Source organism: Pigmentiphaga kullae (assembly GCF_004216695.1).
Lineage (GTDB): Bacteria > Pseudomonadota > Gammaproteobacteria > Burkholderiales > Burkholderiaceae_B > Pigmentiphaga > Pigmentiphaga kullae.
This window is the reverse complement of the sequence record NZ_SGXC01000002.1, coordinates 72,880-97,277: the sequence shown is the minus strand read 5'-3', so window position 1 is coordinate 97,277 and position 24,398 is coordinate 72,880. Positions and strand designations below refer to the sequence as shown.

Below are 24,398 nucleotides of genomic sequence, written 5' to 3'. Positions count from 1 at the left end.
TTTCTTTATCCGCGCGCCTGGCCCAGGCGAGGCGTCTCGACCGACACGTCGGCGCATTGCGCGCGATGGCGCAGCGCATGGTCGGCCAGCACCAGGGCCAGCAGCGCCTCGGCGATGGGCGTGGCGCGGATACCCACGCAGGGATCGTGGCGCCCGTGGGTCTCGACCACGGTGGGCGCGCCCTGCTTGTCGATGGACCGGCGGGGACTGCGGATACTGGAGGTGGGCTTGATGCCCAGCGACACCGTGATCGGCTGCCCGGTGGCGATGCCGCCCAGGATGCCGCCGGCGTTGTTCGACAGGAAACCTTCCGGCGTCAGTTCGTCTCCGTGCTCGGTGCCGCGCTGCTCCACGCTGTGGAAACCGGCGCCGATCTCGACCGCCTTCACCGCGTTCAGGCCCATCATGGCGTAGGCGATGTCGGCATCCAGGCGGCCGTACACCGGCTCGCCCAGGCCCACCGGCACGTTCTCGGCCACCACTTCGATGCGCGCGCCCACCGAGTCGCCGTCGCGCCGCAACTGGTCCATGTAGGCCTCGAGCTCGGCCACGCGGCTGCTGCCGGCCGCGTAGAACGGATTGGTATGGACCGCGTCCCAGTCCTCGAACGGAATCTCGATGTCGCCCAGCTGGCTCATGTAGCCGCGCACGCGCACGCCGTAGCGTTCGGCCAGCCACTTCTTGGCCACCGCGCCGGCCGCCACGGTGGGCGCCGTCAGGCGGGCCGACGAACGGCCGCCGCCGCGCGGATCGCGGATGCCGAACTTGTGCCAGTAGGTGTAGTCGGCGTGGCCGGGGCGGAAGGTTTCAGCGATGTTGCTGTAGTCCTTGCTGCGCGCGTCCTGGTTGCGGATCAGCAGCGCGATGGGCGTGCCGGTGGTCTTGCCCTCGTAGACGCCGGACAGGATCTCGACCTGGTCGGGTTCCTGCCGCTGGGTGACATGGCGCGACGTGCCGGGACGCCGGCGATCGAGCTCGACCTGGATATCGGCCTCGGTCAACGCCATTCCCGGGGGACAGCCGTCGATCACACAGCCGACGGCCGGCCCGTGGGATTCACCGAAATTGGTAACGCAGAAGAGTTCTCCGAGGGTGCTGCCTGGCATGGAATCTGGGCTCCGGTAGGGATGAGCCATTGTAGCCCTAGGATGGTGTCCCCCCCTACGCGCTGACGCGCGCCCCCCAGGGGGCGATGCGGGTGGACCGGCAAAGCCGGATCCACCGCATCCTGGGTCTGGTACCGTTATCTTGGGGTGTAGCTCCGTTGCTACCGCTGGCTGCCAGCGGTAGCAACCGTGATCCAACCCAAGAGGCTGGTACTAGACCCAGGAAACCGCGAATCTGGCTTCGCCAGTCCGCCGGTTTCGCCCCCTGGGGGGCGCGCGTCAGCGCGTAGGGGGGTTACAGAGCTTCCGTCTCGCGCTGCTCGCCGGGCCAGTCGCGGATGTAGGCCTTGAGCATGCGGTTCTCGAAGCCCTGGGCCTCGAGCACGGCCTTGGCGACGTCATAGAACGAGATCACCCCCAGCAGCATGCGGCCGTCCATGACGGGGATGTAGCGGGCGTGCTTGTCGAGCATCAGGCGCCGCACCTCGTTGACTTCGGTGTTGGGCGACACCGTGACCGGCGCGTCGTCCATGATCGACCGTATCGTGGTGGTGCCCAGGGAGCCGCCATTGGCCTGCAGGTGCCGGATGATTTCGCGGAAGGTGAGCATCCCCACCAGCTCGCCGAACTCCATGATGACCAGCGAGCCGATGTCTTGCAGGGCCATCGTATCGACGACCTGCCCGACCGGGGTATCGGGACTGGCGGTATAAAGCGCGTCGCCCTTGACGCGCAGGATTTCACTGACTTTGATCATGACGGCCTCCTCAGCCACGCACGCCGGTTCTGTTTATGGGGTCGGATCTGGGGAATATATCGGCTCGTGCATGGCCATGTAGCTATCCTAGCGCGCCTCGAAACACGCTTCAACTCGCCGCCGCCACACCCCCCGCATCCAGCGCCGCCAGGATGTTTCGAGCTGTTCGTTCGATGTGCTCGGCCAGGATCTCCGCGGCCAGGTCTTCCTTGCGGTCCAGCGTCGCGTCCACCAGCGAACGGTGCTCCTGGGCAACGTCGCGGTCGAAGGGCTTGTAGGCCAGGAACAGGCGCCGGTAGCGCGCGCTGAAATGCTGCAGCGAATCGCACACCATCAGCGCCAGCGGCATGCGGCAGGCCGCCAGCAGCGCCAGGTGGAACTCGCGGTGATGCGCTTCCCATTCGTCGACGCCCCCGCCGTCCTTCTGTTCCGGACGCTCGTAGCGCGTGAGCCGGTGGTGGGTCAGGACGATGCCGTCCTCCCAGTCGCGGGTGCCGTGCCGGATGGACTCGCGCAGCGCCATGGGCTCGAGCGTGGACTGTAGTTTCGCCACCTCGAGCAGGTTCTCGCGCGATACCGGCGCGACCTTGAAGCCTTTCTTGTCTTCGTTGACCACGAAGCCCTCGGTGGCCAGCCTGGCCAGCGCCTCGCGCAGGGGGGAAAGGCTGACGCCGAAGTCCCCCTTGAGTTCCTCGATGGAAAGCCTGGCGCCCGGGGGACGTCTGCCGGACACGATGTCGTTGCGCAACCGGGTCGCAATCGTGCTCGCGAAATTCTGTCCCGTGCTCGGAGCCGGCTGTCCAGCCGGCACCACCGATGCCAGTTTCATCATGCTCCTCGTCTTTTGATCCATCGTAACACGCGGCTCAAATCAACTATCTATTGACAGATAATCGATTATTCCTAAAAATCACACAAAAATCGAAAATAAAAAGATCATCGATTATGGAGAAGGAATTGAAAGCCGACGCCTATCGCGATTTATCGGATGCGCAGCCCCTCCTTTCCCTGGCGGCCCGGGTGGACGCTGCCCACACGGCCGTGCTGGTGATCGACATGCAGAACGATTTCTGCGCCCCCGGCGGCTATGTCGAACGTGTCATCGGCAAGGACATCGCAGCGTGCTGCGCCATCGTGCCCCGGCTCCAGTCCCTGCTCGATTCCGCGCGCGGACATGGTCTCCCCGTCTTCTGGCTGCGCGCCTGCTACCGGCCCGACCTGCTGCCCGCGTCCATGCGCACCAAGCTGGCCGAGCAAGGCATCACCGACGTCTGCTGCGACCGCGACACCTGGGGCTACGACTGGTACGGCGTGCAGCCCCTGCCCGGCGAACCGGTGCTGGAAAAGAACAGCTACGACGGCTTCGTCGGCACCGCCCTTGAACATGCACTGCGCGCCCGCGGCATCCGTACCCTGGTCTTCGCGGGCGTCCAGACCAACATCTGCGTCGAAGCCACGCTGCGCCACGCGAACGCGCTGGGCTTTCACTGCGTGGTGCCCGAGGATTGCGTGGCGTCGCACACGCAGCCCGCGCACGACGCCACGCTGAACAACGTCCGCTTCCTGCTGGGCGACGTCACCCGGCTGGACACGCTCGCGTCCCATTGGCAGACCTCGCCCCGGCGGGTCTACCTGGACTACACGCAGGAAGAACTGGATCGCGCCTACGACCAGCGCGCCTGGGCCGACAACCGGGACGCCATGCTGGCCTGGTACGCGCAGGCCAGCGCCGGCGCCCGCGACGAATATCCGCATCACCGGCACGTTCCCTATGGCCCCGGCCCCCACGAGACGCTGGACATCTTTCCGGCGCAGCAACAAGGCGCGCCCATCCACGTGCACGTGCACGGCGGCGGCTGGCGCAACCTCAGCAAGGACGACGAATCCTTCCTGGCGCGCACGCTGGTCCCCGCGGGCGGCGTATTGGTGGTGCTGGATTTTTCGCTGATTCCCGAGGTGCGCCTGCCCGACATGATTGCCCAGACCCGCCGTGCGCTGGCCTGGATCCGCGCCAAGGCCTCCCGCTTCGGCGGCGACCCCGACCGCATCCACCTGTCGGGCCACTCGTCCGGCGCCCACATGGCTGCGGTCCTGGCGACCACGGACTGGGAGTCCCTGCACCTGCCCGCCGACCTGATCAAGAGCGCGCTGCTGATCAGCGGCATGTACGACCTGCATCCGGTCATGCTCAGCGCGCGCAGCGGCTACGTGAAGCTCCAGCCGGACGAGATCGAGCGCTACAGCCCCATCCGGCACCTGTCCCGCCTGAACTGTCCCGCGGTCGTCGCGGTCGGCGACCGCGAAAGCCCGGAGTTCCAGCGCCAGGCGCGCGACTTCGTCCGCGCCGCACAGGAGCAGGACAAGCAGGTGGAGCTGATGCTGCTGCCCGCCACGAACCACTACGAAATCGTGACCCGGTTGAACGACCCCGGCTCCGCCCTGTCCCAGGCCGCGCTGCGGCTGATGGGCCTGCCGGGTTGACTGTTGCCATTGCCGAAGGAGGACCTTGCCCGCCCCAGTGATATCAGTGCCCTGCTGCTTTCCCCATCATTACGTGAAAGGACTGAACATGCTTGAAGGATTCAAGATTTATGACGCAGATGCCCACGTTCTAATGACCCCGGAAATGTGGGAAACCCTTCCCAAACAGTATTGGCTGCGGCGTCCGCGGCCGGTCAAGTTCGGCGACGGCCATGAACTCGGCAACTGGGGCACGGGGTGGCTGGTGGACGGCCGCATCGAGCCGCATCCGTTCGGACCCGGCACGCACGCTGCCAACACCCCCGGCATGGTGCTGGAGGAGTACGGCGCCAACCGCGCGCGGGCAGGCGATTTCACCGCATTCTCCCTGCCTGTCGGCTGTGTCACGATGGGCGACGTCGCCGACCGGCTCACCGCCATGGACAAGCTCGGCATCGACGTCCAGGTCCTGTTCCCCAGCACCATCTACGCGACCATCGCCGCGGACGCCACGCTGGAAGGCGAACTCTTCCGGGCCTACAACCGCTACATCGGCACGCGCTGCCGGGACGCGGCCAAGCGCCTGCGCTGGGTGGGCCTGCTGCCCATGCGGGACGCCGAGCAGGCCCGGCTGGCCATGAAGGAAATGGTCGCCATGGGCGCGGCCGCCGCCGTGGTGTTCGGGACCGTGGGCGACCGCATGCTGTCGCATCCGAGCTTCGAGCCGATCTGGAACGAATTCTCGCGCACCGGGCTGCCCCTGTGCGTGCACATGGCCATGAGCTTTCCGCCGCTGGCGCAACTGTGCGAGTCGATCCAGGATGCCAACATGATCGGCAAGGCCATGCCCGCGCAACTGGCCTTCATGGCCATGGCCGGCCACGGCATGCTGGACAAGTATCCCAGCCTGAAGGTCGCGTTCCTGGAGTTCGGCGGCGAATGGATCTTCTATTCGGTCGGGCGCATGAAGCAGTACGCCGAAGTCAACAAGGGCCGGATGGCCGACCCCAGCATGCTGCCCAAGAGCGAAGTGGACGACCTGGTGAAATCGGGACGCATCTACCTGGGCCCCGAATCCAGCGACGCCATGCTGGCGCACGAACTCAAGCTGCTGGGCGACGGCCAGCTTCTTTATTCCTCGGATTTCCCTCATGGCGAAGGGCGGGACAACGCCGCGATGGAGATCATCGAGCGCCAGGATCTCACCAAGGACCAGAAGCGCAAGTTCCTCTACGACAATGCGGCCGCCTTCTACGGCGAGCCCTGACAGGCGGAGCAAAAGGCGTGGCGCGCCGGCAGGCATCGTGCCTGCGGCGCGCCCCACCGGTAAGGAGAAACGTCACTCCAGGAGAGATTCCATGAAGCCGTTCCACCATCGCCTTGCCCGATATTCCCTCGTACTGCTGCCCCTGGCCGCCCATGGCGCAGCCTGGGCGCAGAGCAATGCCTATCCTTCCCGGCCCATACGCATCGTCAACCCCTACGGCGCGGGCGGACTGGGAGACGTCAGCTTCCGCCTGATCGCGCCGCTGATGGAGAAACAGCTCGGGCAACCGCTCGTCATCGAAAACAAGCCCGGCGCCTCCGGCAACCTGGGCGCAGCGGACGTGGCGCGCGCCGCGCCCGACGGCTATACGCTGCTGCTGGGAGCGGTGAACAATTTCGCGACCAACCAGTATCTCTATCGCGACATGACATTCGACCCGCTGACGGCGTTCGATCCCATCGCGCTGATCAGCAACGCGCCGACGATCGTGGTCGTCAATCCCGCCGTCCCGGCCCGCAGCCTGCGCGAGTTGGCGGCGTACGCGAAGGAACGTCCGGGCAAGGTGAACTTCGGCTCGCCCGGCATCGGCACCCCGCCCCACCTCGCGGCCGAATTCTTCGCCAACCTGGCCAACGTCTCGATGACCCACGTCCCGTTCAACGGCTCGCCCCCAGTCGTGCTGGCCTTGCTGCGCAACGACGTGAACGTGGCTTTCTACACCGCGGGCCCCATCGCGGGTCCGCTCAAGGCCGGCACCATCCAGCCCATCGCGGTCGCGGCCAACGAGCGGCTCGACATCCTGCCCAACGTGCCGACCACCGCGGAGGCGGGCTACGGCGCCCTCCAGACAGGCAGCTGGATAGGCCTGGCCGCGCCCAAGGGAACGGACCCGGCGGTGCTGGACAAGCTCAACGCCGCCGCGCGGCAGGCGCTGGCCGACCCGGAAGTGCGCAAGCGCTATGCGGAAATGGGCATGCTGACCGGCAACACCAGCCGCGCGCAGTTCTCGTCGCTGATCGACGCCGAGGCGACCCGGTGGAGAAAGGTGATCGCCGACGCGGGGATCGCGAAATGATCCTGGCCGCGCTCCGACCATGCTGACGCTGACGCTTGCCTGCGCCGCCTATGACCGGACGCGGCCGCTGATCGACGGGCGGGTCGCCATCGAAGGCGTCGCCCTGCGGGCGACGACGCTGCACCCCGAGGCCGCCTTCGCGCGCGCGAAGGCGGCCGAATTCGACCTGACCGAGCTGTCCCTGAGCGGCTACCTGCGGTCGCTGGATGCGGGAAACCCGGCCTATGTCGCGCTGCCGGTCTTCCCTTCGCGGGCCTTCCGGCACAGCGGCATCTACGTGCATGCGGGCAAGGGCATCCGCTCTCCGTCAGACCTGCGCGGCAGGATCATCGGAACGCCGGACTACAAGACGACGGCCAACGTCTGGATCCGGGCTTTCCTGGACCACGACCACGGCGTCCAACCCCGCGAGATGCAGTGGGTGGAGGCCGCCATGGAGGCCGGCGAACCGGGTCCGGCCGCCGCCACCGCCATCCCGGGCGTTCCCATCCGCGCCCTGCCGGACCGGGACTTGTCCGCGATGCTGGCCCGAGGGGACATCGACGCGGTCATCGGCGCCAAGGTGCCGTCCAGCTTCGGCCCCGGACGGGACGCCGTGGTCCGCCTGTTCCCGGATTCTCAAGGGGTCGAGCAGGACTACTACCGGCGCACCGGCTTCTTTCCCATCATGCATCTGCTGGGACTGCGGCGCCAGTTGCACGAACGCCATCCATGGCTGGCCGAAGCGGTCTGCCAAGGCTTCGAGGCCGCCCGGCGCATGGCCCTCCAGGATATCCGGGACGTCTGCCAGCTTGCCGCCACCCTGCCCTGGGTCGCGGCGGAATACCAGCGCACCGTGGACCTGATGGGCGAGGACTACTGGCCCTACGGCCTGGACGCCAACCGCGAACTGCTGCGGGCCTTCGCCCGCTATCACTTCCAGCAGGGCCTGTCCGGCCGGCAGCACGACCCCGGCGACTGGCTCGCCCCCGCGAATTTTTCTTCGAACCGCATCACCACGAGACCCGCATGAACGAACGTCCCGCTCCCTACGACATCGAGGCCACGGTCCCCGACTTCCGCGCCCACCTGCAACGCTACGCCGAGGCAAGCCGGCTCACGCGCGAGCAGCGGCCGACCCGGCTCGACCTCGCCTACGGCGAAGGAACCGCGCAAACGCTGGACGTCTATCTGGCGGACGCCCCCCACGCCCCCGTGGTGATCTACCTGCACGGCGGCGCATGGAAGGGTTCGAGCAAGTCCGACCGCGGCTTTCCCGCCCAGGCTTTCGGGCCGGCGGGCGCCATCTGGATCTCCATGGAATACCCCCTGGCGCCCGCCGCCAGCGTGGACGACATGGTCGCGTCCGTGCGCCGGGGCGTGGCGTGGGTCCATCGCCAGGCGGCCTCGTTCGGCGGCGACCCCGATCGCATCTTTCTTTGCGGCAATTCCGCGGGCGGCCACCTGGCCGGCATGGCGGCGGCCACCGATTGGGCCGAGCAGGGCCTGCCGGCCGATCTCGTCAAGGGCGTCACGACGGTCAGCGGAATCTTCGACATGCGGCCCATGGCCGAGTCGTTCATGAACGAATGGCTGCGCCTGGACGCGCCAGGCGCGGCGCGCAACAGCCCCCTGCTGCACCTGCCGCGCGCCGCCTGCCCCTTGATCTGCGCGGTGGGCGAAAAAGAGCTGCCCGAATTCGTCGAGCAGTCCGCCGGCTATGCGCGCGCCTGGGCCGCCGCGGGCTACCCCGCGCGCTTTGTGCCCATGAAGGACCACGACCACTTTTCCATCATCGACGAGCTCAACCGGCCCGGCGGCCCGCTGCTGGCGGCGATGTTCGAGCAGATCGGCCTTCGCAACCGCGGCGCCGCGCCCCGCGTCCACACCTGAAAGGAGCAGCCCGAATCATGAAACTTCGTCTTCGTTCCCGCCTGGCATCCTGCGCCCTGGCCGCCGCGGCGGCGTACGCTCCCGCGCACGCCGCCGACAAACCCCTTAAGATCGGCGTCGTCACCGAGTTCTCCGGCACCTATGCCTCGGCCGGCCAGTCCATCGAAAGCGCGATGCGCGCCTACATGAAGCTCAACGGCGACACCGTGGCCGGCCGCAAGGTCGAACTCGTCCTGCGCGACACCGGCGGCATTTCCCCCGAGAACGCGCGCCGCTACGCGCAGGAGCTCGTCACGCGCGACAAGGTCGATGCGCTGGTGGGCTTCAACTTCACGCCCAACGCCCTGGCCGCAGCGCCCATCGCCACCGCGGCCAAGACGCCGATGATCGCGCTCGCGGCCACGGCCATCGTCACCGAGAAGTCGCCCTACATCGTGCGCACGGCGTTCACGCTCGGACAGACCTCCGCGCCCATGGCCACGTGGGCAGCCAGGAACGGCATCAAGCGCGTGTTCTCGCTCGTGTCCGACTACGGCCCCGGCCACGACGCGGCCCAGGCCTTCAAGGACGCGTTCACCGCCGCCGGCGGCCAGATGGCGGGCGAAATACGCATGCCCGTCAGCGGCATGGAGTTCGCGCCGTTCCTGCAGCGGGCCCGCGATGCGCGCGCCGACGCCATTTTCGTGTTCGTGCCGGGCAGCGAAGCCGCCATTGCCTTCATGAAGGCCTACAACGAACGCGGTTTCAAGCAGGCCGGCATTCGCCTGATCGGCACCGGCGACCTGGTCGACGACGACTCGCTGCCGGCCATCGGCGACGTCGCGCTGGATACCGTCACCGCGCACCATTACTCGGCCGCGCACGACTCCGACCTGAACCGCGCCTTCGTCAAGGCGGTCCGGGACCAGGGGCGCAAGCGGCCCAATTTCATCGGCGTGGGCGCCTACGACGCCATGGCCGTGATCTACGCCGCGGTCAGGAAGACGGGCGGCGATACCGACGGCGACAAGCTCGTCGCGGCGATGAAGGGGCTCAAGCTCGACAGCCCGCGCGGCCCGATCTCGATCGACCCCGCCACGCGCGACATCGTGCAGGACATCTACATCCGCAAGGTGCAGAAAGTCGGGGGCGAACTCTACAACGTCGAGTTCGACAAGATCGAGGCCGTCAAGGCCCGCTAACCAAGGAGTCCGCATGCTGACCGATTTCGTCGGCGTGATCATCGATGGAACGTCGTACGGCGCCATGCTGTTCGTGATCGCGCTCGGGTTGTCCATCACGCTGGGATTGATGGGTTTCGTCAATCTCGCGCATACCGCCGTCGCCATGTTCGGCGGCTACTTCCTCGTTTCGCTGGTCAACCAGCTGGCCTGGCCGTTCTTCGCGTCGGTGGCGGCGGTGGTCGTGGCGATCGCCCTGGCCAGCCTGGTGCTGGAACGCGTGATCTATGCGCCCTTCTACCGCGCGACGGCGCTCGACCAGAGCCTCCTGACCTTCGGGCTCATGCTGATGGCCGGCGGCATCGTCCACTATTTCTGGGGGCCGTCGCAACAGGCGGTGCGGGTGCCCGAGTACCTGGACGGCCGCTGGTACCTGGGCGACCTGAGCGTCTCCAAGTATCGGTTGATGCTGCTCGGCACGGGCATGGCCCTGCTTGCCCTGCTGAACTGGGGGCTCGACTCGACCCGCCTGGGCGCGATGATCCGCGCCTCGGTCGACAACCAGCGCATCGCGGCCTCGATGGGCATACCGGTCAAGCGCGTCTTCATGATCGCGTTCGCCATCGGCAGCGGGCTGGCCGCGCTGGGCGGCGCGCTCGGGGCCGAGGTGCTGGGCCTGGATCCGGCCTTCGCCACGCGTACGCTGGTGCTGTGCCTGCTCGTGGTGGTGCTGGGCGGCGCCGGCTCGGTCAACGGCACCTTCTTCGCCGCCATGCTGCTGGGCATCTGCGACATCGGCAGCAAATACTACGTGCCCGAGTTCGGCGCATTCATGATCTATGTGCTGATGGCGGCGGTCCTGCTTTATCGGCCGCAAGGCCTCTACAGCCTGTTCGCACGCAGGAGGGCCGCATGAACGGCAGTCCGCTGCTGGACCGCGCGCGCTGGCGCGCGCCCGAGCTCGTATTCTGGGCGCTGATCATCGCCGCGTTCTTCGCCTTTCCCGATCACCGCAGCCTGGGCGCGCAAGTGCTGGTCACCGGCATCTTCGCGCTGTCGCTCGACATGCTGCTCGGCTACGCGGGCATCGTCACCCTGGGCCATGCCGCGTTCTTCGGCGTGGGTGCGTTCACCGCCGGCTGGCTCGGCAAGTACGGCTGGCACGAACCGGTCTCGGCGCTGGCCGTCGCCGCCGCCGTCGCGGCCTGCGCGGGCGCGCTCGGCAGCCGGCTGGTCGTGCGCGGCACCGACCTGAGCCGGCTCATGGTGACGCTGGCCATCGGCCTCGTGCTGTACGAAGCCGCCAACAAGGCCACGGCGGTCACCGGCGGCATCGACGGCCTGCAAGGCATCGAGTTCACGCCGCTGCTCGGCCTCTTCCCGTTCGACCTCATGGGGTCGACCGCCTATGTGTACGCGGCCGTCGTGGCCTTCGTCACGCTGTTCCTGGTGCGCAGGCTGGTCAATTCGCCCTACGGCCTGTCGCTGCATGCCACGCGCATGAACCGCCGCCGCGCGCTGGCCGTGGGTATCGACGACGGTCGCACGCTGGCGATCTCCTACACCGCCTCGGCGGCGGTGGCGGGCATCGCGGGCGCGTTGACGACGCAGATCACACAGTTCATCACCATCGATGCGCTCGGCTTCGGGCGCTCGGCCGACATTCTGATCATCGCCGCGCTGGGCGGCGTGGGCTATCTGTACGGCGGCTTCATCGGCGCGCTGGTCTTCGTCGTGGGCCGCGACCTGCTGTCCGGCATCAGCCCCGCCTACTGGCATTTCTGGCTCGGCCTGCTGCTGGTGCTCACGATATTCTTCGCGCGCGGCGGCATCATGGGCACCGCCGCGCGGCTCGCCCGTCGCCTGGCGCAAAGAGGGGAGCAACGATGATCCAGACCGTGGACCTGTGCAAGCGCTTCGGTGCGCTGGTGGCGACCGACAACGTCAATCTGTCTCTCGCGCCCGGCGACCGGCATGCGCTGATCGGCCCGAACGGCGCCGGCAAGACGACTTTCATCAACCTGCTGACCGGCATGCTGCGCCCGACCTCGGGCCGCGTCCTGCTGGACGGCGCGGACGTGACGGCGGCGCCGCCCGACAAGCGGGTGGACCTGGGGCTGGTGCGCACCTTCCAGATCAATACGCTGTTCCTGGACATGACCGTGCTGGAGGCCGTCACGCTGGTCGTGCTGGCGCGCACCGGCGCCGTACGCTCGCTGTTCGGTTCCCTGCGCCGGCATGAGCCGGCGGCCAGCGAGGCCTGGGAACTGCTCGAACGCATCGGCCTGGCACAGGATGCGCACCGGCCCGCCCGCCAGCTCGCCTACGGCCGGCAGCGGCTGGTGGAAATCGCGCTCGCCCTGGCGCGCAAGCCCAAGGTGCTGCTGCTGGACGAACCGGCGGCCGGCGTCTCGGCCGCCGACAGCCGCCACGTCTTCGCGGTCCTGGACCAGCTGCCCCCGGACATCGCCATTCTCCTGATCGAACACGACATGAACCTCGTCTTCCGCTTCGCGCAGCGCATCTCGGTGCTCGTGGCCGGCCGCCTCATCGCCACCGGCCAGCCCGGGGAAATCGCCCGCGACCCCCGCGTGCGCGAGGCCTACCTCGGCCAGGCGGCGCCCCTGGAGGCGGCATGAGCGCGAGCGCACCCGTCCTGCTGCAACTGGAGCACGTGCGCGCCGGCTACGGCGACGCGATGGTGCTGGACGACCTTTCGTTCTGCCTGGGCGCCGGCGATAGCCTGGCGGTGCTCGGCCGCAATGGCGTGGGCAAGACCACCCTGCTCGAAACCTTGATGGGCAATACGCGCCAGACAGCCGGACGCCTGCTCTGGCAGGGCCGCGACATCGCCCGGCTGGACGCCTGCCAGCGCTCGCGGGCGGGCCTGGGCTGGGTCCCGCAAGAGCGCGAAGTGTTCGCGTCGCTGACCGTCGAGGAAAACCTGACCGTGGTCGCATGCCGCGGCCCGTGGACGCTGGACCGGGTCTATGGCCTGTTCCCGCGGCTGCGCGAGCGGCGCGGCAACCTGGGCAACGAACTGTCCGGCGGAGAACAGCAGATGCTGGCCGTCGGCCGCGCGCTCATGACCAACCCGCGCCTGCTCCTGCTGGACGAACCCATGGAGGGCCTGGCCCCCATCGTCGTCGAGGAACTGGGCGCCGCCATCATCGCCCTGCACACGCAGGAAGGCATGACCACCATCGTGGTCGAACAGCATCCGGTCATCGCCCTGGCCATGGCCTCGACCGCCATGATCCTGGACCGCGGCCGCGTCGTGCACCGGTCCTCGAGCGAGGAACTGCGGGCATCGCCCGAGATACTCGACCGCTGGCTGAATGTTGCCGCGGCCGAATGAACGACTTATCGTTTTCAACGAACAAGGAGCCGACATGGGAATCCGAGACACCGACAAGACCCTGCCATCGAACCGCATGGTGTTCGAACTGCGGCGCGACGAACAGAAGTACCTCGCCTTCAAGCAGGACATCGAGGCATCCATGACCGCGTACGGCCTTTCGGACGAGGAAAAGCGCGCGTGGCGCGACATGGACATCGAGGCGCTGGGCGCCATGGGCGTGCACCCCTACTTCCTGCCGCAGATATCGCGGCTGTTCAAGGGCGGCTCGCGCAATCACAACGACAGCGACGCGGCGCGCCTGTACGCTGAAAAAATGGGCATCGCATCGCAGGACTGATCCGGAGAACAAGCATGGCAAAGATCGTCGCAACCCTGGGCGTGGCGCACGCCCCCGGCGTCACCGGCTGGATAGACAAGGCGCCCCAGCACGAGCAGGACGGCGTGCTGGACGGCTACGCGCAATTCCAGAAACTGATGGACGAAGTGCGGCCCGACGTGGTCATCGGCATCGCCAACGACCACCTGCTGAACTTCTCGCTGGACAACATTCCGGACTTCTGCGTGGGCATAGGCGAACAATGGGCCGGGCCGGCGCCGTGGTTCCGCGACTGGCTGAACGTGCCGGACTACACGGTACGCGGCCACCGCGACATGGCCCGCGCGCTGGTGCGCGAATCGGCCAGGGCGGGCATCAACCACGCGTTCGCCGACAAGCTGCTGTTCGACGACAACTGGTCGGTACCCCTGAAGTTCCTGTTTCCGCGCTACGACGTGCGCTTCATTCCCATCCACATGAATCCCATCGTGCCGCCGGTGCCCTCCGCGGCGCACTGCCATGCGGTGGGCGAGACGATCGCGCGCATCGTCCAGGCCTTCCCGTCCGACGAGCGTGTGGTCATCATGGGCACGGGCGGCCTGTCGCACGATCCCGGCGGCAAGGATTACTTCACCGTGCACGAGGAGTTCGACCGCTGGTTCCTGGCCTTGATGGAGGAAGGCAACGCCGAGCGGGTCAAGCGCGAGCTGACCTTCGAGAAACTGCTGACCGGCGGGGATGGCGGCGCGGCGGAGCTGCTGGCCTGGGTGGTGGCCATGGGCGCGGCCGGCATGTGCGGCAACGCGCGCGCAGAAACGGTGTTCTACGTACCCTCGGTGCCCATGCGCTGCGGCATGGGCGGCGTGTACTGGCGGCTGGACTGACGGCGCGGCCGGCGCGGGCCGCGCCGGATCACGAGGCGCGCAGGCGGCGCAGCCGCTCCTCCTGGACGCCCTCGGCCGCCTCGTCCTCGGCCTGGGCTTCCTCTTCTTCGCGGTCCGGCTCCAGCTCCAGCTCGCGATCCAGCGCCAGTTCGGCCTCGACGTCCTCGGGCCGCTGCTTGAGGGCCTCGGCGATGGTGACCGAACCGCTTTCCCAGGCGGCGTTCACCGCGTGCAGCAGCATGGGATCGTCGGCCAGCGGCGCCCGGTCCAGCAGCAGCCGGTCCACCACCGGCGCCAGGGTGGCCACCGTGGGATCGCACACCATGGCCCAGCGCTCGCGGGCGGCGCCGGCATCGCCGATGCGGGCGATATAGCCGATGCTGGACAGGGTGTCGAGCACCACCATCAATTCGTCGTGGTGCAGGTTCAGCCGGCTGCGCAGCGACAGCGTGCTCAGGCCCGGCGGGTTGCGGTCGCGCACCGACGACAGCGCGCGCAGGATGGACAAGGCATCGACGAACGGCCGCCCCGGCCGCCGCACGGTTTCCCAGCGTCCCATGCGGATCAGCGGCAGGCTGGCCGCCAGCGTGGCGCCGAACAGCGTCACCAGCCACGACATGTAGATCCACATCAGGAAGATCGGCAGCGTGGCGAAGGCGCCGTACAGCACGGTGTAGGTGGGAAAGCGCGTGAGGTAGAACGCGAAGCCCGACTTCATGATTTCGAGCACGATGGCCGCCGCGAAGCCGCCGGTCATCGCGTCGCGCGCCTCGACGTGCCGGTTGGGCACCACCATGAACAGCGCGCCGAAGGCCAGGCCCGTCAGGATCAGCGGGATGAAGGACAGCAGCACGCCGATGGGCGCGGGGACGTCCCCCACCAGGCCCATGGACTCGCGGGCCAGGAAGGACGTGGCCCACAGGCTGGCGCCGATCAACACCGGCCCGAGCGTCAGCGTGGCCCAGTAGATCAGCACCCGCTGCGGCAGGGGCCTGCCCTTGCGCACGTGCCAGATCTCGTTCAGCGCCTTGTCGATGGTCAGCATCAGCGACACGGCCGTGATCATCAGGAAGATGCCGCCCACCGCGGTCAACCGGCTCGCCTTCTGCGCGAACTGGTTCAGGTACTCCATGATGTTGTCCGCCACCGACGGCGGCATCAGGTTGGTGATCAGGAATTGCTCCAGCGCCCCCTGGAACTCGCGGAACAGCGGAAAGGCGGTGAACAGCGCCAGCGCCACCGCCAGCAGCGGCACCATCGACAGCACCGAGGTGAAGGTCAGGCTGGAGGCGACCTGGGTGATGCGCTCGTCGGCCGCGCGCTGCAACGCGAACCGCAGGAGCCGTCCCACGCGCACCGGCCAGGACTCGTTGGCGAGCAGGCTGCGGCGCAGCGCGACCGCGCGCGCCTGGATGGAAGCGGCACCCGAAGGCGGAGGCGGCGTGGAAGAAGTATCGGGCTCGGGAGCTTTCTGGACCATGTCGAGGGATAATACGGGCCTATGGATATTCTGATCTTGTACTACAGCCGGCACGGCGCGACACGCCAGTTGGCCGAGCACATCGCGCTGGGCGTGGAGCGCGTGCCCGGCGCGCGGGCGCGGCTGCGCACGGTTCCGCCGGTCTCGGCCGTGTGCGAGGCCACGGCCCCCGCCATTCCCGACAGCGGCCCGCCCTACGTCGAACCGGCGGACCTGGAGGAATGCGCGGGCCTGGCGCTGGGATCCCCCACCCGCTTCGGCAACATGGCCGCCCCCATGAAGCACTTCATCGACCATACCACCCAGCAGTGGCTGGCGGGAAGCCTGGCGGGCAAGCCGGCGGCGGTCTTCACGTCCACCGGATCTATGCACGGCGGCCAGGAAAGCACGCTGCTCAGCATGATGCTGCCGCTGCTGCATCACGGCATGCTGCTGGTCGGCCTGCCCTTCACCGAACCCGCGCTGATGGCCACGCGCCACGGCGGCACGCCGTATGGCGCCTCGCACGTGGCCGGCGTCGACAACAGCCTGCCCATGCAGCGCGACGAAACCCGGCTGGCCGAGGTCCTCGGCACACGCCTGGCCCGCACCGCCCTCGAACTCCACACCGGCCGCCAGGCCCCCGCCCGATGAACGCTTCCCCCGTCGACCTCAACCCGCGGCTGCGCCTGGTCGCCTCGGTCTCGCTGCTGGCCCTGATCGTGCTGTGCATCGCCTGGGAAACCGTGCTGGCGCCGCTGCGGCCAGGCTCGCTGCTGGCGCTCAAGGCGCTGCCGCTGCTGCTGCCGCTGCGCGGCGTGCTGCGCGGCAACCTGTACACCTACCAGTGGGCATCGATGCTGATCCTGCTCTACTTCATGGAAGGCGTGGTGCGCGCGACCACCGATCCGGCGCCGTCGGCGTACGTGGCCTGGGCCGAGGTCGCGCTGACCACGGTCTTCTTCTGGTGCGCCGTGCTGTACGTGCGGCCGGCCAAGCGCGCCGCGCAGGCCGCCCGCAAGGCCGCCAAGGCGGCGGACAAACAGGCGGGCTGACCGCCGCCAGGAGGCAACCGGCATGGATCTGCTGACCGAACTCGCGAACCTGCTGGGGGCCGGCCAGGTGCTGACCGGCCAGGACGCAGCTCCCTACCTGACCGACTGGCGCGGCCGCTACACCGGAGCGGCGCTGGCGGTGGTCCGGCCCGGCACGGCCGACGAGGTCGCGGGCGTCGTACGCCTGTGCCGCAGGCACGGCGCCCCCATCGTCCCGCAGGGCGGCAACACCGGCCTGGCGGGCGGCGCCACGCCCGACGCCGAAGGCCGCGCCGTCGTGGTGTCGACGCGGCGCCTGGACCGGCTGCGCGCCCTCGACACCGACGACGACACCATCACGGTCGAGGCCGGCTGCGTGCTCCAGACCGTGCAGGACTGGGCGCGCGAGGCCGGGCGGCTCTTTCCGCTCAGCCTGGCCTCGGAAGGCAGTTGCACCGTGGGCGGCAACCTGGCGACCAATGCCGGCGGCACCCAGGTCCTGCGCTATGGCAACGCGCGCGAACTGGCGCTGGGGCTGGAGGTGGTCACCGCCGACGGCGATATCTGGGACGGCCTGCGCGGCCTGCGCAAGGACAACACCGGCTACGACCTGCGCGACCTGTACATAGGCAGCGAAGGCACGCTGGGCATCATCACCGCCGCCACGCTGCGGCTCTATCCGCTGCCGGTGGCGCAATGCACCGCCCTGGTCGCCCTACCCTCGCTGGAATCCGCCGTGGCCCTGCTGGGCCTGGCCCGCGCCGGGTTCGGCGCGGCCCTGACCGGCTTCGAGGTCATGTCCCATGCCAGCCTGGACGTGGTGACCCGCGCCTTCCCCGACCAGAAGCTGCCGCTGGGCCCCACGCCCTGGTATGCGCTGCTCGAGGTGTCCGACAGCGAAAGCGCGGCGCACGCCCAGGAACGCTTCCACGGGGTCCTGCAACAGGCGCTGGAACAAGGACTGGCCCAGGACGCCGCGGTCGCCGCCAGCCTGGCGCAAAGCCGCGCGCTGTGGCACCTGCGCGAGAGCATCTCCGCCGCCCAGTCCTGGGAAGGCAAGAACATCAAGCACGACATCTCGGTCCCTGCCTCGCGCATCCCCGCCTTCGTGGCCGCGACCGACGCCCTGCTGCAGGCGGCCATACCCGGCGTGCGCCACGTCACCTTCGGCCACCTGGGCGACGGCAACCTGCACTACAACGTCAGCCGGCCGCCGGCCATCGCCGCAGCCGATTTCCTGCTGCGCCAGGACGAGGTCTACCGCCTGGTGCACGACAGCGTGCACGCTCACGGCGGGTCGATCAGCGCGGAACACGGCATCGGCCAGCTCAAGCGCGGCGAACTGGCCCGCTACAAGAGCCCGGTGGCCCTGAGCCTCATGCGGCGGATCAAGCAGGCGCTGGATCCCGACGGCTTGATGAACCCGGGCAAGATCCTGCCCTAGGTGCGCCGGGCGCCGCCGCCCCGCTGGCGCTGCGAGGTCTGGTTGCCGCCGGTGCCGATCTGGTCGGTATGGCCGTCCTTCTTGGTGCGATTCTGCGTATCGCCGTGGCTGCGCTGCTGCTGGCGCGGCTGGTCGTCCGCCTGGCGGGGGCTGGGTGGGGAAGCGGGATGCTGGGGCATGGCGAACTCCTTCACGAGGAGGCCGGCAAGCCGCAACTTTCGTGCCGCGCCCAGGGCGGCAGCGGCGTGAATTCATTCCTGAGCCAGGACAGCAGGGCCTGTACCCGGCCCAGGTGGGCCCGGCTGTGGGGTACCAGGGCCCGTATCCAGTATTCGGGGATGGCGAAGTCCTCCAGCACCCGGACCAGTTCGCCCCGGCCCAGCGCGCCGTCGACGATATAGGCCGACAGGATCGTGATGCCATTGCCCCGCAGCACCGAATTGAGCAGCACGTGTCCGTCGTTGGTGCTCAGGCGCGGCGTCACCTCGACCGCGATCGGCCCGTTCGGCCCCTGGAAAGTCCAGACCGGCCCCGTGGGCTGGAAATTCAACAGCGCGTGCCTCGCCAGATCCGTGGGATGCGCGGGACGGCCGCGCGCGGCCAGATAGGACGGCGCCGCCACCGCCATGCGCGGCAGCGGGCACAGCCCGGCCTCGAGCACGCCGTCGTACGAGGCCGGCAGCATGCCGACCACGATGTCGAAGCCTTCCTGGATGGGGTTCACGGGCCGGTCGATCACCACCACGTCCATGCTGAGCTTGGGATGGACCTCCAGGAAACGCCCCAGCGCATCGCCCAGGCACGTGGCGGTCAGCGAAGTCGGCACCTTGATGCGCAGGTGCCCCTCCAGTTCGTGCGCGTGGCCCAGCGCGCTGCCGAACGCGTCCTCGACGTCGTGGACGATGCGCCGCGCCACCGGCAACAGGCGCTGGCCTTCGTCGGTCAGGGCCAGGCGGCGGGTGCTGCGCTCGAACAACCGGGTTCGGGCGCGCCATTCGAGCTGGTCGATGCGCTTGGTCACCACGGACGCGGCGATGCCCAGTTGGCGCGCCGCCTTGGAGAAGCTGCCGGCCTGCGCCACGGCGATGAAGGTCCGGAAATTGACGATGGTGTCCATGACCTCTCTGTTTTCGCGAATAATGATCGCGCTTTTTGGTGGATTCTATAGAAATAGAATGAGGATTAAGGTGGCGGCACGTCAAGAACTTTTCCGGAGACCCCGCCATGCCGCTTGCCTTGCGCCCCCTCCACCCCGACGTGGGGGTGGAAGTCCTGGGTTGCGACCTCAGCCACCCCCTGGACGACGAGCAGTTCCAGTCGCTGCTGGACGCCTATCACCGCCATTCCGTCGTCGTCGTGCGCGGGCAATCGCTGGCCGCGCCCGCGCAGGCCGGGCTGCTGCGCCGCTTCGGCACGCCCAAGATCTCGCAGCGCAAGGAGTTCCACGTGCCGGGCACGCCCGAGATCGGCCGCGTGGGCAACACCCGGCATCCCGACGGTACGCCGTCGGCCTTCCTGGACCGCTACGGCAACCTGTGGCACAGCGACACGGCCAGCGACCAGCACGTCGACGGGGTCACGATGCTGTACTGCGTGATGACGCCGCAAGTCGGGGGCGACACGCTGTTCGCCAGCATGGGCAGGGCCTACGAAACGCTGCCGGCGGACCTGAAGGCCCGCATCGACGGCAGGACCGTGGTCCACAACTTCAACCAGCACAACGACTACCTCTTGGCCCGCAACCCCGGCTCGGCCCAGCCCCTGTCGGAAGCCGACCGCGCCAAGTGGCCGGACCGGGAACACGAACTGGTGCAGCGCCATCCGGTAACCGGCCGCCCGCTGTATTTCATCAGCCCGACCCTGGTCCGGGGCATCAGCGGCTATTCCGACGAGCAAGCGCAGCGGCTGTCCGCGGAACTGGTCGCCCACGCGACCCGCCCCGAGGCGGTCTACCGCCACAAATGGCAGGTCGGCGACCTGGTCTTCTGGGACAACCGCGCCTCGCTGCACTCGGCCTCGCCCGCGGACTACCAGGGCGGCCAGCGGCTGATGCATCGCGGCTATGCCTACGTCCACTATGCGTGAGGCCGGCCTGCGCGTCGGGCATTTCCAGTCGGTGCCCTGGATTCCGTTCTACGTCGACAGCGAGGACTGGCCCGTGCGGCGCGTGCCCTGCGTGTCCAGCACGGTCCTGGCCATGGCGGATGCCGGCCTGCTGGACGCCACGCCCATGGCCACCGTGGACTGGCTGGCGCGCGGCGACCAGTGGCCGCGCCTGGGCGGGCTGGGCCTGGCCTACCGCCAGCGCGCGGGCAGCGTGCTGCTGTTCTCGCCGCGCCCCATCCATGAACTGGACGGCGCGGACATCGCGATCTGCGACGAGACCGCCACGTCGCTGCGGGTGCTGCATGCCATCCTGACCGAAAAGTACGGGCTGCGCATCGGCCGCTGGCGGCGCGGCCAGCCCGCCGACCCCTCCATGCCGCGGTTGCTGATCCAGGACCAGGCGGTCGAGGAAGCGGCGCGGGGGCGTTTCCCGCACGTCCACGACCTGGGGCGGGAATGGTGGGAGTGGCAAGGCACCCCGGTGGTCTCGGCGGTGTGGGTCCGCCGCCGGGACCTGGCGGACGACGCGCTGGAACCGCTGCGCGCCGGCCTGGCGGCCTCCTTGTCCCGGTACGCCGGCCAGCCGGACCAGGCCATCGAACGCCACTGCGCGCGCCACGGCCTGGCCTCGGCACCCGCGGCGCTGCGCGCGCTGCTCGGCAATTTCGAGTTCGAACTGGGCGAGGCCGCCGAAGCGGGCATACGCCGCATGGCCCAGATCCTGCCCACCGCCGTGGCCCTGCAAACCTGACGTCCCCGCCCGTCCTTCATCCATCCAAGAACAGGAGACATCCATGCCCTGCCTTTCGCTACGTTCCGCGCCGCGTCGGCGCACGCTGTTCGCCTTCGCCGTCCTGTCGGGCACTCTGCTCGCCACGGGAATGGCGCGCGGCGCCGACGCCCCCTGGCCCACCCAGCCGGTCAAGCTCGTCGTGGGCTTTCCCGCCGGCACCTCGCCCGACACGGTGGCCCGGCTGATCGCCGAGCCGCTGTCGCAGAAGCTGGGCAAGCCGGTCATCGTCGAGAACAAGCCCGGCGCCGCCGGCAACATAGGCGTCGACCTGGTGGCGCGCGCCACCGACGGCCATACCTTCGGCGTGACCGCGCACGGTCCGCTGACCACCTCCGCCCTGCTCTATCCCAACCTGCCCTACGACGTCGCCCGGGACCTGCAGCCGTTGTCCCTGGCCGCGGTCAGCCCGCAGATCCTGGTCATCGACCCCAAGCTGCCCTATGCCACGCTGCGCGAGCTGGTGGACGACGCACGCGCCCATCACAAGGAAATCTCGTACGGGTCGGTGGGTGTGGGTTCGGGTTCGCACCTGACGGGCGAGCTGTTCGCGCAGGAAGCGGGCATCCGGATGATGCACGTCCCCTACCAGGGCTTCCCCCAGGTCACCATGGCCGTGATGAGCGGGCAGATCCAGGCGGGGTTCATGGCGCCCTCGGGGGCCATCGAACAGGCCAAGGCGGGCAAGGTGCGCGTGCTGGGCGTCACGTCGGCGCAGCCTTCGCCGCTGGCGCCGGGGGTGCCGACCGTCGCCCAGGCCGCGGGCCTGCCGGGCTTTGCCGCGGAGCTGTGGATAGGCGCCTACGCGCCGCGCGCCACGCCGGCGCCGGTGGCGGCCATGCTGGCGAAAGAGATCAACGCCATCCTGCGGTCGGCCCCGGTGCGGGCCAGGCTGGCGGCGCAGGGCTGGGACGCCACGGGCGGCTCGCCGGCCGAGATGGCGGCACGCATCGAAACCGACACGCGCCGCTGGGGCGAGGTGATCAAGCGGCTGGGGCTCAAGCTGGAATAGCGGCGCGCGGGCGCCGCGGCATGCGCGTGCCGGCTTACCTCGCGCTGGCGCGCCAGGCGCCGTTCTCCTGCTTGCAGAACCAGAATCCCCAGTTCTCTTTCGCCGTGCCCTGGGCCACGTCGGCCGCCAGGAAGCGGCAGGTCTGGCCCTTGCTGGTACGCGTGGTGTTCCTGGGTGCGAACGTGACGTTGACCGGCACCTGGCGCGCCCGCACGGGCTTGCTGGCCCAGCTGGATTGCTGGCCGTCGGCCACGTCGTTCAGCACGCGTCCGACCTCGGTCGAGAACTCGGAGACCTGGGCCTTGGGTATACGCAGCAGGATGGACTCGTTCAGAAAGCTGAGATTGGCGGCATGGGCCGTGCCCAGCGAGGCGGCCAGCATCAGCGTGGCGGCGAGGAATTGCGTGCGCATGAAGGAGATCTCCGGGTCTAAACGTGACGGCAATGATATCGGTTAAGCCGCACGGCGGGTTATGATTGCGGCATTATGCTTTCAAATCAACGACTTGGCGGCTGGGAGCTGTGTGTCGCCCCCATGATCGACTGGACCGACCGCCACTGCCGCTACTTCCATCGGCTGCTGTCCCCGCATGCCCGCCTGTACACCGAAATGATCGCCACCGGCGCGATCATCTACGGCGACGCCGCCCGGCACCTCGATTTCGACCGCGCCGAGCACCCGGTCGCGCTGCAACTGGGCGGCAACGAACCGGAGGCCCTGGCGCGCGCGGCCCGCGCCGGCCAGGACTGGGGCTACGACGAAATCAACCTGAACTGCGGCTGCCCGTCGGACCGGGTGCAGAAAGGCGCGTTCGGCGCCTGCCTGATGTCCACGCCGGAGCTGGTGGCCGATTGCGTGAAGGCCATGCGCGACGCGGTCGGCATCCCGGTCACGGTCAAGCACCGCATCGGCCTGGACTACGACGATTCCTATGGGTTCGTGCGCGACTTCGTCGGCACCGTGCACGAAGCGGGTTGCGAGGTCTTCATCGTCCATGCCCGCAACGCCGTGCTCAAGGGCCTGTCGCCCAAGGAAAACCGCGAGATCCCGCCGCTGCGCTACGACGTGGCGCGCCAGCTCAAGCGCGACTTCCCTCACGCCCTGATCGTGCTCAACGGCGGGCTGACCGGGCCGGCCGCGCTGGCGCACATCGGCCACGGCGGCGGCGAACTGGACGGCGTCATGCTCGGGCGCGAGGCCTATCACCGGCCCCGCGTGCTGTCCGAGCTGTCCCGCCTGCTGTGGCCGCACGCGCCCATTCCCGACGACGAAGCCGTGGTGCGGGCCATGATGGACTACGCCGGCGGCCAGGTGGCCCGCGGCGTGCCGCTGCGCTCGGTGGTCCGCCACATGCTGGGCCTGTTCAACACGCAGGGCGGCGCCCGCCGCTGGCGCCAGATGCTGTCCGACAACCGCCTGCTGGCCGCCAACGATCCCGCCCTGATCGACGCCGCCTGGCAGGTCGTGGCCAACGCGGCGGAGCGCCGCGCCGCCTGAGCCCGCGGCGCGGCCCCCGGCGCCGAACAACCGGGTCTATCTCCCGCTATTTACGCTTTCGGCACGGCCGCGCACCGGCCATACTGGCGGCCAGGCACGGCCTGCGCCCGTGCCCGCCCAGGGGAGGTCATGGCCCAGATCGTATGCGTGCTGGGAAACAAGGGAGGTACCGGCAAGACCACGTTGTCGCACATGATCTCGCATGGCATGGCGCTGCTGGGCAAACGCGTGGTGTGCGTGCTGACCGACCTCGAGCGTGAACGCCTTTCCAAGGAACACCGCCTCTACCTGCCTTTCGACGCCCGCGAGGCCGGCAATCTGGCCAAGGTCGTCGCCACGCTGAACGACGTCGGCGACTGGTTCGGCGTCATCGACGGCGGCGGCAACCGCTCGGATACCGACAGCCATCTCGCCAACCTGGCGGATCTGGTCCTGCTGCCCTTCCGCGATTCGCACGAAGACATGCGCACGGTACTGCGCGACCTGGAATGGATGCCGCGCGCCTGGGGGCTGCCCTCGCAATGGCCGGCGGACGAACCGGCCCGGCGCCTGGCGCAGGCCTCCACGGACGAGCTGCTCGGCGCCTTCGGCCATCGCCTGCTGGATCCCATTCCCCACCTCGCGGCGACCAAGCTGCTGTTGCAGGACCGCATCCCCGCCGCGCTTCCCTGGCAGCTCACCAACGCCTGCGTGGCGCTGGCCATGCAGGTATTCGAACTGCTGGACGTGCAGTACGAAAGCCCCGAGGCATTCGCGGCGCCACGCTAGGGCCGCGGCACGCAAGTTGCTGGAATCGT

Annotated in this window: 27 protein-coding genes; 20 read left to right on the top strand and 7 right to left on the bottom strand. The window is 68.8% G+C overall.

Translation table 11 applies throughout. The features are described from left to right. Positions 1-5 precede the first annotated feature (5 nt). The 3 genes from aroC to EV675_RS14695 form a co-directional block, all read right to left on the bottom strand. A complete protein-coding gene (aroC, locus tag EV675_RS14705; RefSeq protein WP_130358109.1) occupies positions 6-1,106 on the bottom strand; it encodes a chorismate synthase in 1,101 nt (366 codons plus the stop codon). A gap of 295 nt (positions 1,107-1,401) precedes the next feature. Beyond that, on the bottom strand, positions 1,402-1,863 hold the full coding sequence (locus EV675_RS14700; protein WP_207221984.1) for a CBS domain-containing protein: 462 nt from the start codon (positions 1,861-1,863) through the stop codon (positions 1,402-1,404). Positions 1,864-1,972: 109 nt separating this feature from the next. Then, the gene (locus tag EV675_RS14695; RefSeq protein ID WP_242621453.1) at positions 1,973-2,695 is read right to left on the bottom strand and encodes a GntR family transcriptional regulator; all 723 of its coding nucleotides are present in this window, start codon (positions 2,693-2,695) and stop codon (positions 1,973-1,975) included. A 125-nt stretch (positions 2,696-2,820) separates the two neighbouring features. Between EV675_RS14695 and EV675_RS14690 the strand changes: the two genes are divergently transcribed. From EV675_RS14690 to EV675_RS14635, 12 genes are all read left to right on the top strand, one after another. After that, positions 2,821-4,344: an isochorismatase family protein gene (locus EV675_RS14690; protein WP_165404618.1), complete on the top strand. Its 1,524-nt coding sequence runs from the start codon at positions 2,821-2,823 to the stop codon at positions 4,342-4,344. A gap of 145 nt (positions 4,345-4,489) precedes the next feature. Further along, complete coding sequence (locus EV675_RS14685; RefSeq protein ID WP_165404617.1) at positions 4,490-5,590, top strand: amidohydrolase family protein; 1,101 nt, start codon at positions 4,490-4,492, stop codon at positions 5,588-5,590. 91 nt (positions 5,591-5,681) lie between these two features. Continuing rightward, a complete protein-coding gene (locus tag EV675_RS14680; RefSeq protein WP_165404616.1) occupies positions 5,682-6,665 on the top strand; it encodes a Bug family tripartite tricarboxylate transporter substrate binding protein in 984 nt (327 codons plus the stop codon). A 19-nt stretch (positions 6,666-6,684) separates the two neighbouring features. Further along, complete coding sequence (locus tag EV675_RS14675; RefSeq protein ID WP_130358105.1) at positions 6,685-7,677, top strand: substrate-binding domain-containing protein; 993 nt, start codon at positions 6,685-6,687, stop codon at positions 7,675-7,677. Continuing rightward, positions 7,674-8,537 (top strand): alpha/beta hydrolase, encoded by an 864-nt coding sequence (locus tag EV675_RS14670; RefSeq protein ID WP_130358104.1) that lies wholly within the window; start codon positions 7,674-7,676, stop codon positions 8,535-8,537. The genes EV675_RS14675 and EV675_RS14670 overlap by 4 nt, the downstream gene beginning before the upstream one ends. A 17-nt stretch (positions 8,538-8,554) precedes the next feature. Continuing rightward, the gene (locus EV675_RS14665) at positions 8,555-9,718 is read left to right on the top strand and encodes an ABC transporter substrate-binding protein (protein ID WP_130358103.1); all 1,164 of its coding nucleotides are present in this window, start codon (positions 8,555-8,557) and stop codon (positions 9,716-9,718) included. A 13-nt stretch (positions 9,719-9,731) separates the two neighbouring features. Next, complete coding sequence (locus tag EV675_RS14660) at positions 9,732-10,613, top strand: branched-chain amino acid ABC transporter permease (RefSeq protein ID WP_130358102.1); 882 nt, start codon at positions 9,732-9,734, stop codon at positions 10,611-10,613. Then, complete coding sequence (locus EV675_RS14655) at positions 10,610-11,587, top strand: branched-chain amino acid ABC transporter permease (protein ID WP_130358101.1); 978 nt, start codon at positions 10,610-10,612, stop codon at positions 11,585-11,587. Before EV675_RS14660 ends, EV675_RS14655 begins: the two co-directional genes overlap by 4 nt. Then, entirely contained in the window at positions 11,584-12,336 is a 753-nt protein-coding gene (locus tag EV675_RS14650; RefSeq protein ID WP_130358100.1) for an ABC transporter ATP-binding protein, read from the top strand. The genes EV675_RS14655 and EV675_RS14650 overlap by 4 nt, the downstream gene beginning before the upstream one ends. Beyond that, entirely contained in the window at positions 12,333-13,055 is a 723-nt protein-coding gene (locus tag EV675_RS14645; protein ID WP_130358099.1) for an ABC transporter ATP-binding protein, read from the top strand. The genes EV675_RS14650 and EV675_RS14645 overlap by 4 nt, the downstream gene beginning before the upstream one ends. Before the next feature lie 34 nt (positions 13,056-13,089). Continuing rightward, positions 13,090-13,395 carry a hypothetical protein gene (locus tag EV675_RS14640; RefSeq protein WP_130358098.1) on the top strand — a complete coding sequence of 102 codons (306 nt, stop codon included), beginning with the start codon at positions 13,090-13,092 and terminating at the stop codon, positions 13,393-13,395. 14 nt (positions 13,396-13,409) lie between these two features. Continuing rightward, positions 13,410-14,258, top strand: a complete 849-nt coding sequence (locus EV675_RS14635) for a DODA-type extradiol aromatic ring-opening family dioxygenase (protein ID WP_130358097.1) — start codon at positions 13,410-13,412, stop codon at positions 14,256-14,258. A 28-nt stretch (positions 14,259-14,286) separates the two neighbouring features. Here EV675_RS14635 and EV675_RS14630 read toward each other — a convergent pair whose 3' ends face one another. After that, the gene (locus EV675_RS14630) at positions 14,287-15,738 is read right to left on the bottom strand and encodes a YihY family inner membrane protein (protein WP_130358096.1); all 1,452 of its coding nucleotides are present in this window, start codon (positions 15,736-15,738) and stop codon (positions 14,287-14,289) included. 21 nt (positions 15,739-15,759) lie between these two features. Here EV675_RS14630 and wrbA point away from each other — a divergent pair, with 21 nt between their 5' ends. The 3 genes from wrbA to EV675_RS14615 are packed head-to-tail and all read left to right on the top strand — an operon-like array spanning position 15,760 to position 18,195. Further along, positions 15,760-16,371, top strand: a complete 612-nt coding sequence (wrbA, locus tag EV675_RS14625) for an NAD(P)H:quinone oxidoreductase (protein ID WP_130358095.1) — start codon at positions 15,760-15,762, stop codon at positions 16,369-16,371. Continuing rightward, positions 16,368-16,772: a DUF2069 domain-containing protein gene (locus EV675_RS14620; RefSeq protein ID WP_130358094.1), complete on the top strand. Its 405-nt coding sequence runs from the start codon at positions 16,368-16,370 to the stop codon at positions 16,770-16,772. The genes wrbA and EV675_RS14620 overlap by 4 nt, the downstream gene beginning before the upstream one ends. 22 nt (positions 16,773-16,794) lie before the next feature. Continuing rightward, a complete protein-coding gene (locus EV675_RS14615; RefSeq protein ID WP_130358093.1) occupies positions 16,795-18,195 on the top strand; it encodes an FAD-binding oxidoreductase in 1,401 nt (466 codons plus the stop codon). Here the strand turns inward: EV675_RS14615 and EV675_RS14610 are convergent. Both EV675_RS14610 and EV675_RS14605 read right to left on the bottom strand, forming a co-directional pair. Then, positions 18,192-18,374 carry a hypothetical protein gene (locus EV675_RS14610; RefSeq protein WP_130358092.1) on the bottom strand — a complete coding sequence of 61 codons (183 nt, stop codon included), beginning with the start codon at positions 18,372-18,374 and terminating at the stop codon, positions 18,192-18,194. The two genes, EV675_RS14615 and EV675_RS14610, sit on opposite strands and share 4 nt — an antisense overlap. A gap of 11 nt (positions 18,375-18,385) precedes the next feature. Next, the gene (locus tag EV675_RS14605; protein ID WP_130358091.1) at positions 18,386-19,312 is read right to left on the bottom strand and encodes a LysR family transcriptional regulator; all 927 of its coding nucleotides are present in this window, start codon (positions 19,310-19,312) and stop codon (positions 18,386-18,388) included. A 107-nt stretch (positions 19,313-19,419) separates the two neighbouring features. On the opposite strand from EV675_RS14605, the gene EV675_RS14600 reads away from it, so the two are divergent. Genes EV675_RS14600 through EV675_RS14590 form a run of 3 tightly spaced genes read left to right on the top strand, consistent with a single transcriptional unit; the run spans position 19,420 to position 22,103 of the window. Continuing rightward, positions 19,420-20,280 carry a TauD/TfdA dioxygenase family protein gene (locus EV675_RS14600; protein WP_130358090.1) on the top strand — a complete coding sequence of 287 codons (861 nt, stop codon included), beginning with the start codon at positions 19,420-19,422 and terminating at the stop codon, positions 20,278-20,280. Beyond that, positions 20,258-21,052, top strand: coding sequence for a menaquinone biosynthetic enzyme MqnA/MqnD family protein (locus EV675_RS14595; protein WP_130358089.1), 795 nt, complete (start codon positions 20,258-20,260; stop codon positions 21,050-21,052). Before EV675_RS14600 ends, EV675_RS14595 begins: the two co-directional genes overlap by 23 nt. Positions 21,053-21,095: 43 nt before the next feature. Beyond that, positions 21,096-22,103 carry a Bug family tripartite tricarboxylate transporter substrate binding protein gene (locus EV675_RS14590; protein ID WP_130358088.1) on the top strand — a complete coding sequence of 336 codons (1,008 nt, stop codon included), beginning with the start codon at positions 21,096-21,098 and terminating at the stop codon, positions 22,101-22,103. 34 nt (positions 22,104-22,137) lie between these two features. Here the strand turns inward: EV675_RS14590 and EV675_RS14585 are convergent, their stop codons facing one another. Further along, the gene (locus EV675_RS14585; RefSeq protein WP_130358087.1) at positions 22,138-22,515 is read right to left on the bottom strand and encodes a hypothetical protein; all 378 of its coding nucleotides are present in this window, start codon (positions 22,513-22,515) and stop codon (positions 22,138-22,140) included. Positions 22,516-22,590: 75 nt separating this feature from the next. Here EV675_RS14585 and dusA point away from each other — a divergent pair, with 75 nt between their 5' ends. Together dusA and EV675_RS14575 are read left to right on the top strand one after the other, a co-directional pair. Then, entirely contained in the window at positions 22,591-23,601 is a 1,011-nt protein-coding gene (dusA, locus tag EV675_RS14580) for a tRNA dihydrouridine(20/20a) synthase DusA (RefSeq protein WP_130358086.1), read from the top strand. A gap of 129 nt (positions 23,602-23,730) precedes the next feature. After that, entirely contained in the window at positions 23,731-24,369 is a 639-nt protein-coding gene (locus EV675_RS14575; RefSeq protein ID WP_130358085.1) for a P-loop NTPase family protein, read from the top strand. Positions 24,370-24,398: the final 29 nt, after the last annotated feature.

Coding starts and splice junctions, on each gene's coding strand:
- aroC (WP_130358109.1), bottom strand. CDS start 1,106: ATGCCAGGCAGCACCCTCGGAGAACTCTTCTGCGTTACCAATTTCGGT.
- EV675_RS14700 (WP_207221984.1), bottom strand. CDS start 1,863: ATGATCAAAGTCAGTGAAATCCTGCGCGTCAAGGGCGACGCGCTTTAT.
- EV675_RS14695 (WP_242621453.1), bottom strand. CDS start 2,695: ATGATGAAACTGGCATCGGTGGTGCCGGCTGGACAGCCGGCTCCGAGC.
- EV675_RS14685 (WP_165404617.1), top strand. CDS start 4,490: ATGTGGGAAACCCTTCCCAAACAGTATTGGCTGCGGCGTCCGCGGCCG.
- EV675_RS14680 (WP_165404616.1), top strand. CDS start 5,682: ATGAAGCCGTTCCACCATCGCCTTGCCCGATATTCCCTCGTACTGCTG.
- EV675_RS14675 (WP_130358105.1), top strand. CDS start 6,685: ATGCTGACGCTGACGCTTGCCTGCGCCGCCTATGACCGGACGCGGCCG.
- EV675_RS14670 (WP_130358104.1), top strand. CDS start 7,674: ATGAACGAACGTCCCGCTCCCTACGACATCGAGGCCACGGTCCCCGAC.
- EV675_RS14665 (WP_130358103.1), top strand. CDS start 8,555: ATGAAACTTCGTCTTCGTTCCCGCCTGGCATCCTGCGCCCTGGCCGCC.
- EV675_RS14660 (WP_130358102.1), top strand. CDS start 9,732: ATGCTGACCGATTTCGTCGGCGTGATCATCGATGGAACGTCGTACGGC.
- EV675_RS14655 (WP_130358101.1), top strand. CDS start 10,610: ATGAACGGCAGTCCGCTGCTGGACCGCGCGCGCTGGCGCGCGCCCGAG.
- EV675_RS14650 (WP_130358100.1), top strand. CDS start 11,584: ATGATCCAGACCGTGGACCTGTGCAAGCGCTTCGGTGCGCTGGTGGCG.
- EV675_RS14645 (WP_130358099.1), top strand. CDS start 12,333: ATGAGCGCGAGCGCACCCGTCCTGCTGCAACTGGAGCACGTGCGCGCC.
- EV675_RS14640 (WP_130358098.1), top strand. CDS start 13,090: ATGGGAATCCGAGACACCGACAAGACCCTGCCATCGAACCGCATGGTG.
- EV675_RS14635 (WP_130358097.1), top strand. CDS start 13,410: ATGGCAAAGATCGTCGCAACCCTGGGCGTGGCGCACGCCCCCGGCGTC.
- EV675_RS14630 (WP_130358096.1), bottom strand. CDS start 15,738: ATGGTCCAGAAAGCTCCCGAGCCCGATACTTCTTCCACGCCGCCTCCG.
- wrbA (WP_130358095.1), top strand. CDS start 15,760: ATGGATATTCTGATCTTGTACTACAGCCGGCACGGCGCGACACGCCAG.
- EV675_RS14620 (WP_130358094.1), top strand. CDS start 16,368: ATGAACGCTTCCCCCGTCGACCTCAACCCGCGGCTGCGCCTGGTCGCC.
- EV675_RS14615 (WP_130358093.1), top strand. CDS start 16,795: ATGGATCTGCTGACCGAACTCGCGAACCTGCTGGGGGCCGGCCAGGTG.
- EV675_RS14610 (WP_130358092.1), bottom strand. CDS start 18,374: ATGCCCCAGCATCCCGCTTCCCCACCCAGCCCCCGCCAGGCGGACGAC.
- EV675_RS14605 (WP_130358091.1), bottom strand. CDS start 19,312: ATGGACACCATCGTCAATTTCCGGACCTTCATCGCCGTGGCGCAGGCC.
- EV675_RS14600 (WP_130358090.1), top strand. CDS start 19,420: ATGCCGCTTGCCTTGCGCCCCCTCCACCCCGACGTGGGGGTGGAAGTC.
- EV675_RS14595 (WP_130358089.1), top strand. CDS start 20,258: ATGCCTACGTCCACTATGCGTGAGGCCGGCCTGCGCGTCGGGCATTTC.
- EV675_RS14590 (WP_130358088.1), top strand. CDS start 21,096: ATGCCCTGCCTTTCGCTACGTTCCGCGCCGCGTCGGCGCACGCTGTTC.
- EV675_RS14585 (WP_130358087.1), bottom strand. CDS start 22,515: ATGCGCACGCAATTCCTCGCCGCCACGCTGATGCTGGCCGCCTCGCTG.
- dusA (WP_130358086.1), top strand. CDS start 22,591: ATGCTTTCAAATCAACGACTTGGCGGCTGGGAGCTGTGTGTCGCCCCC.
- EV675_RS14575 (WP_130358085.1), top strand. CDS start 23,731: ATGGCCCAGATCGTATGCGTGCTGGGAAACAAGGGAGGTACCGGCAAG.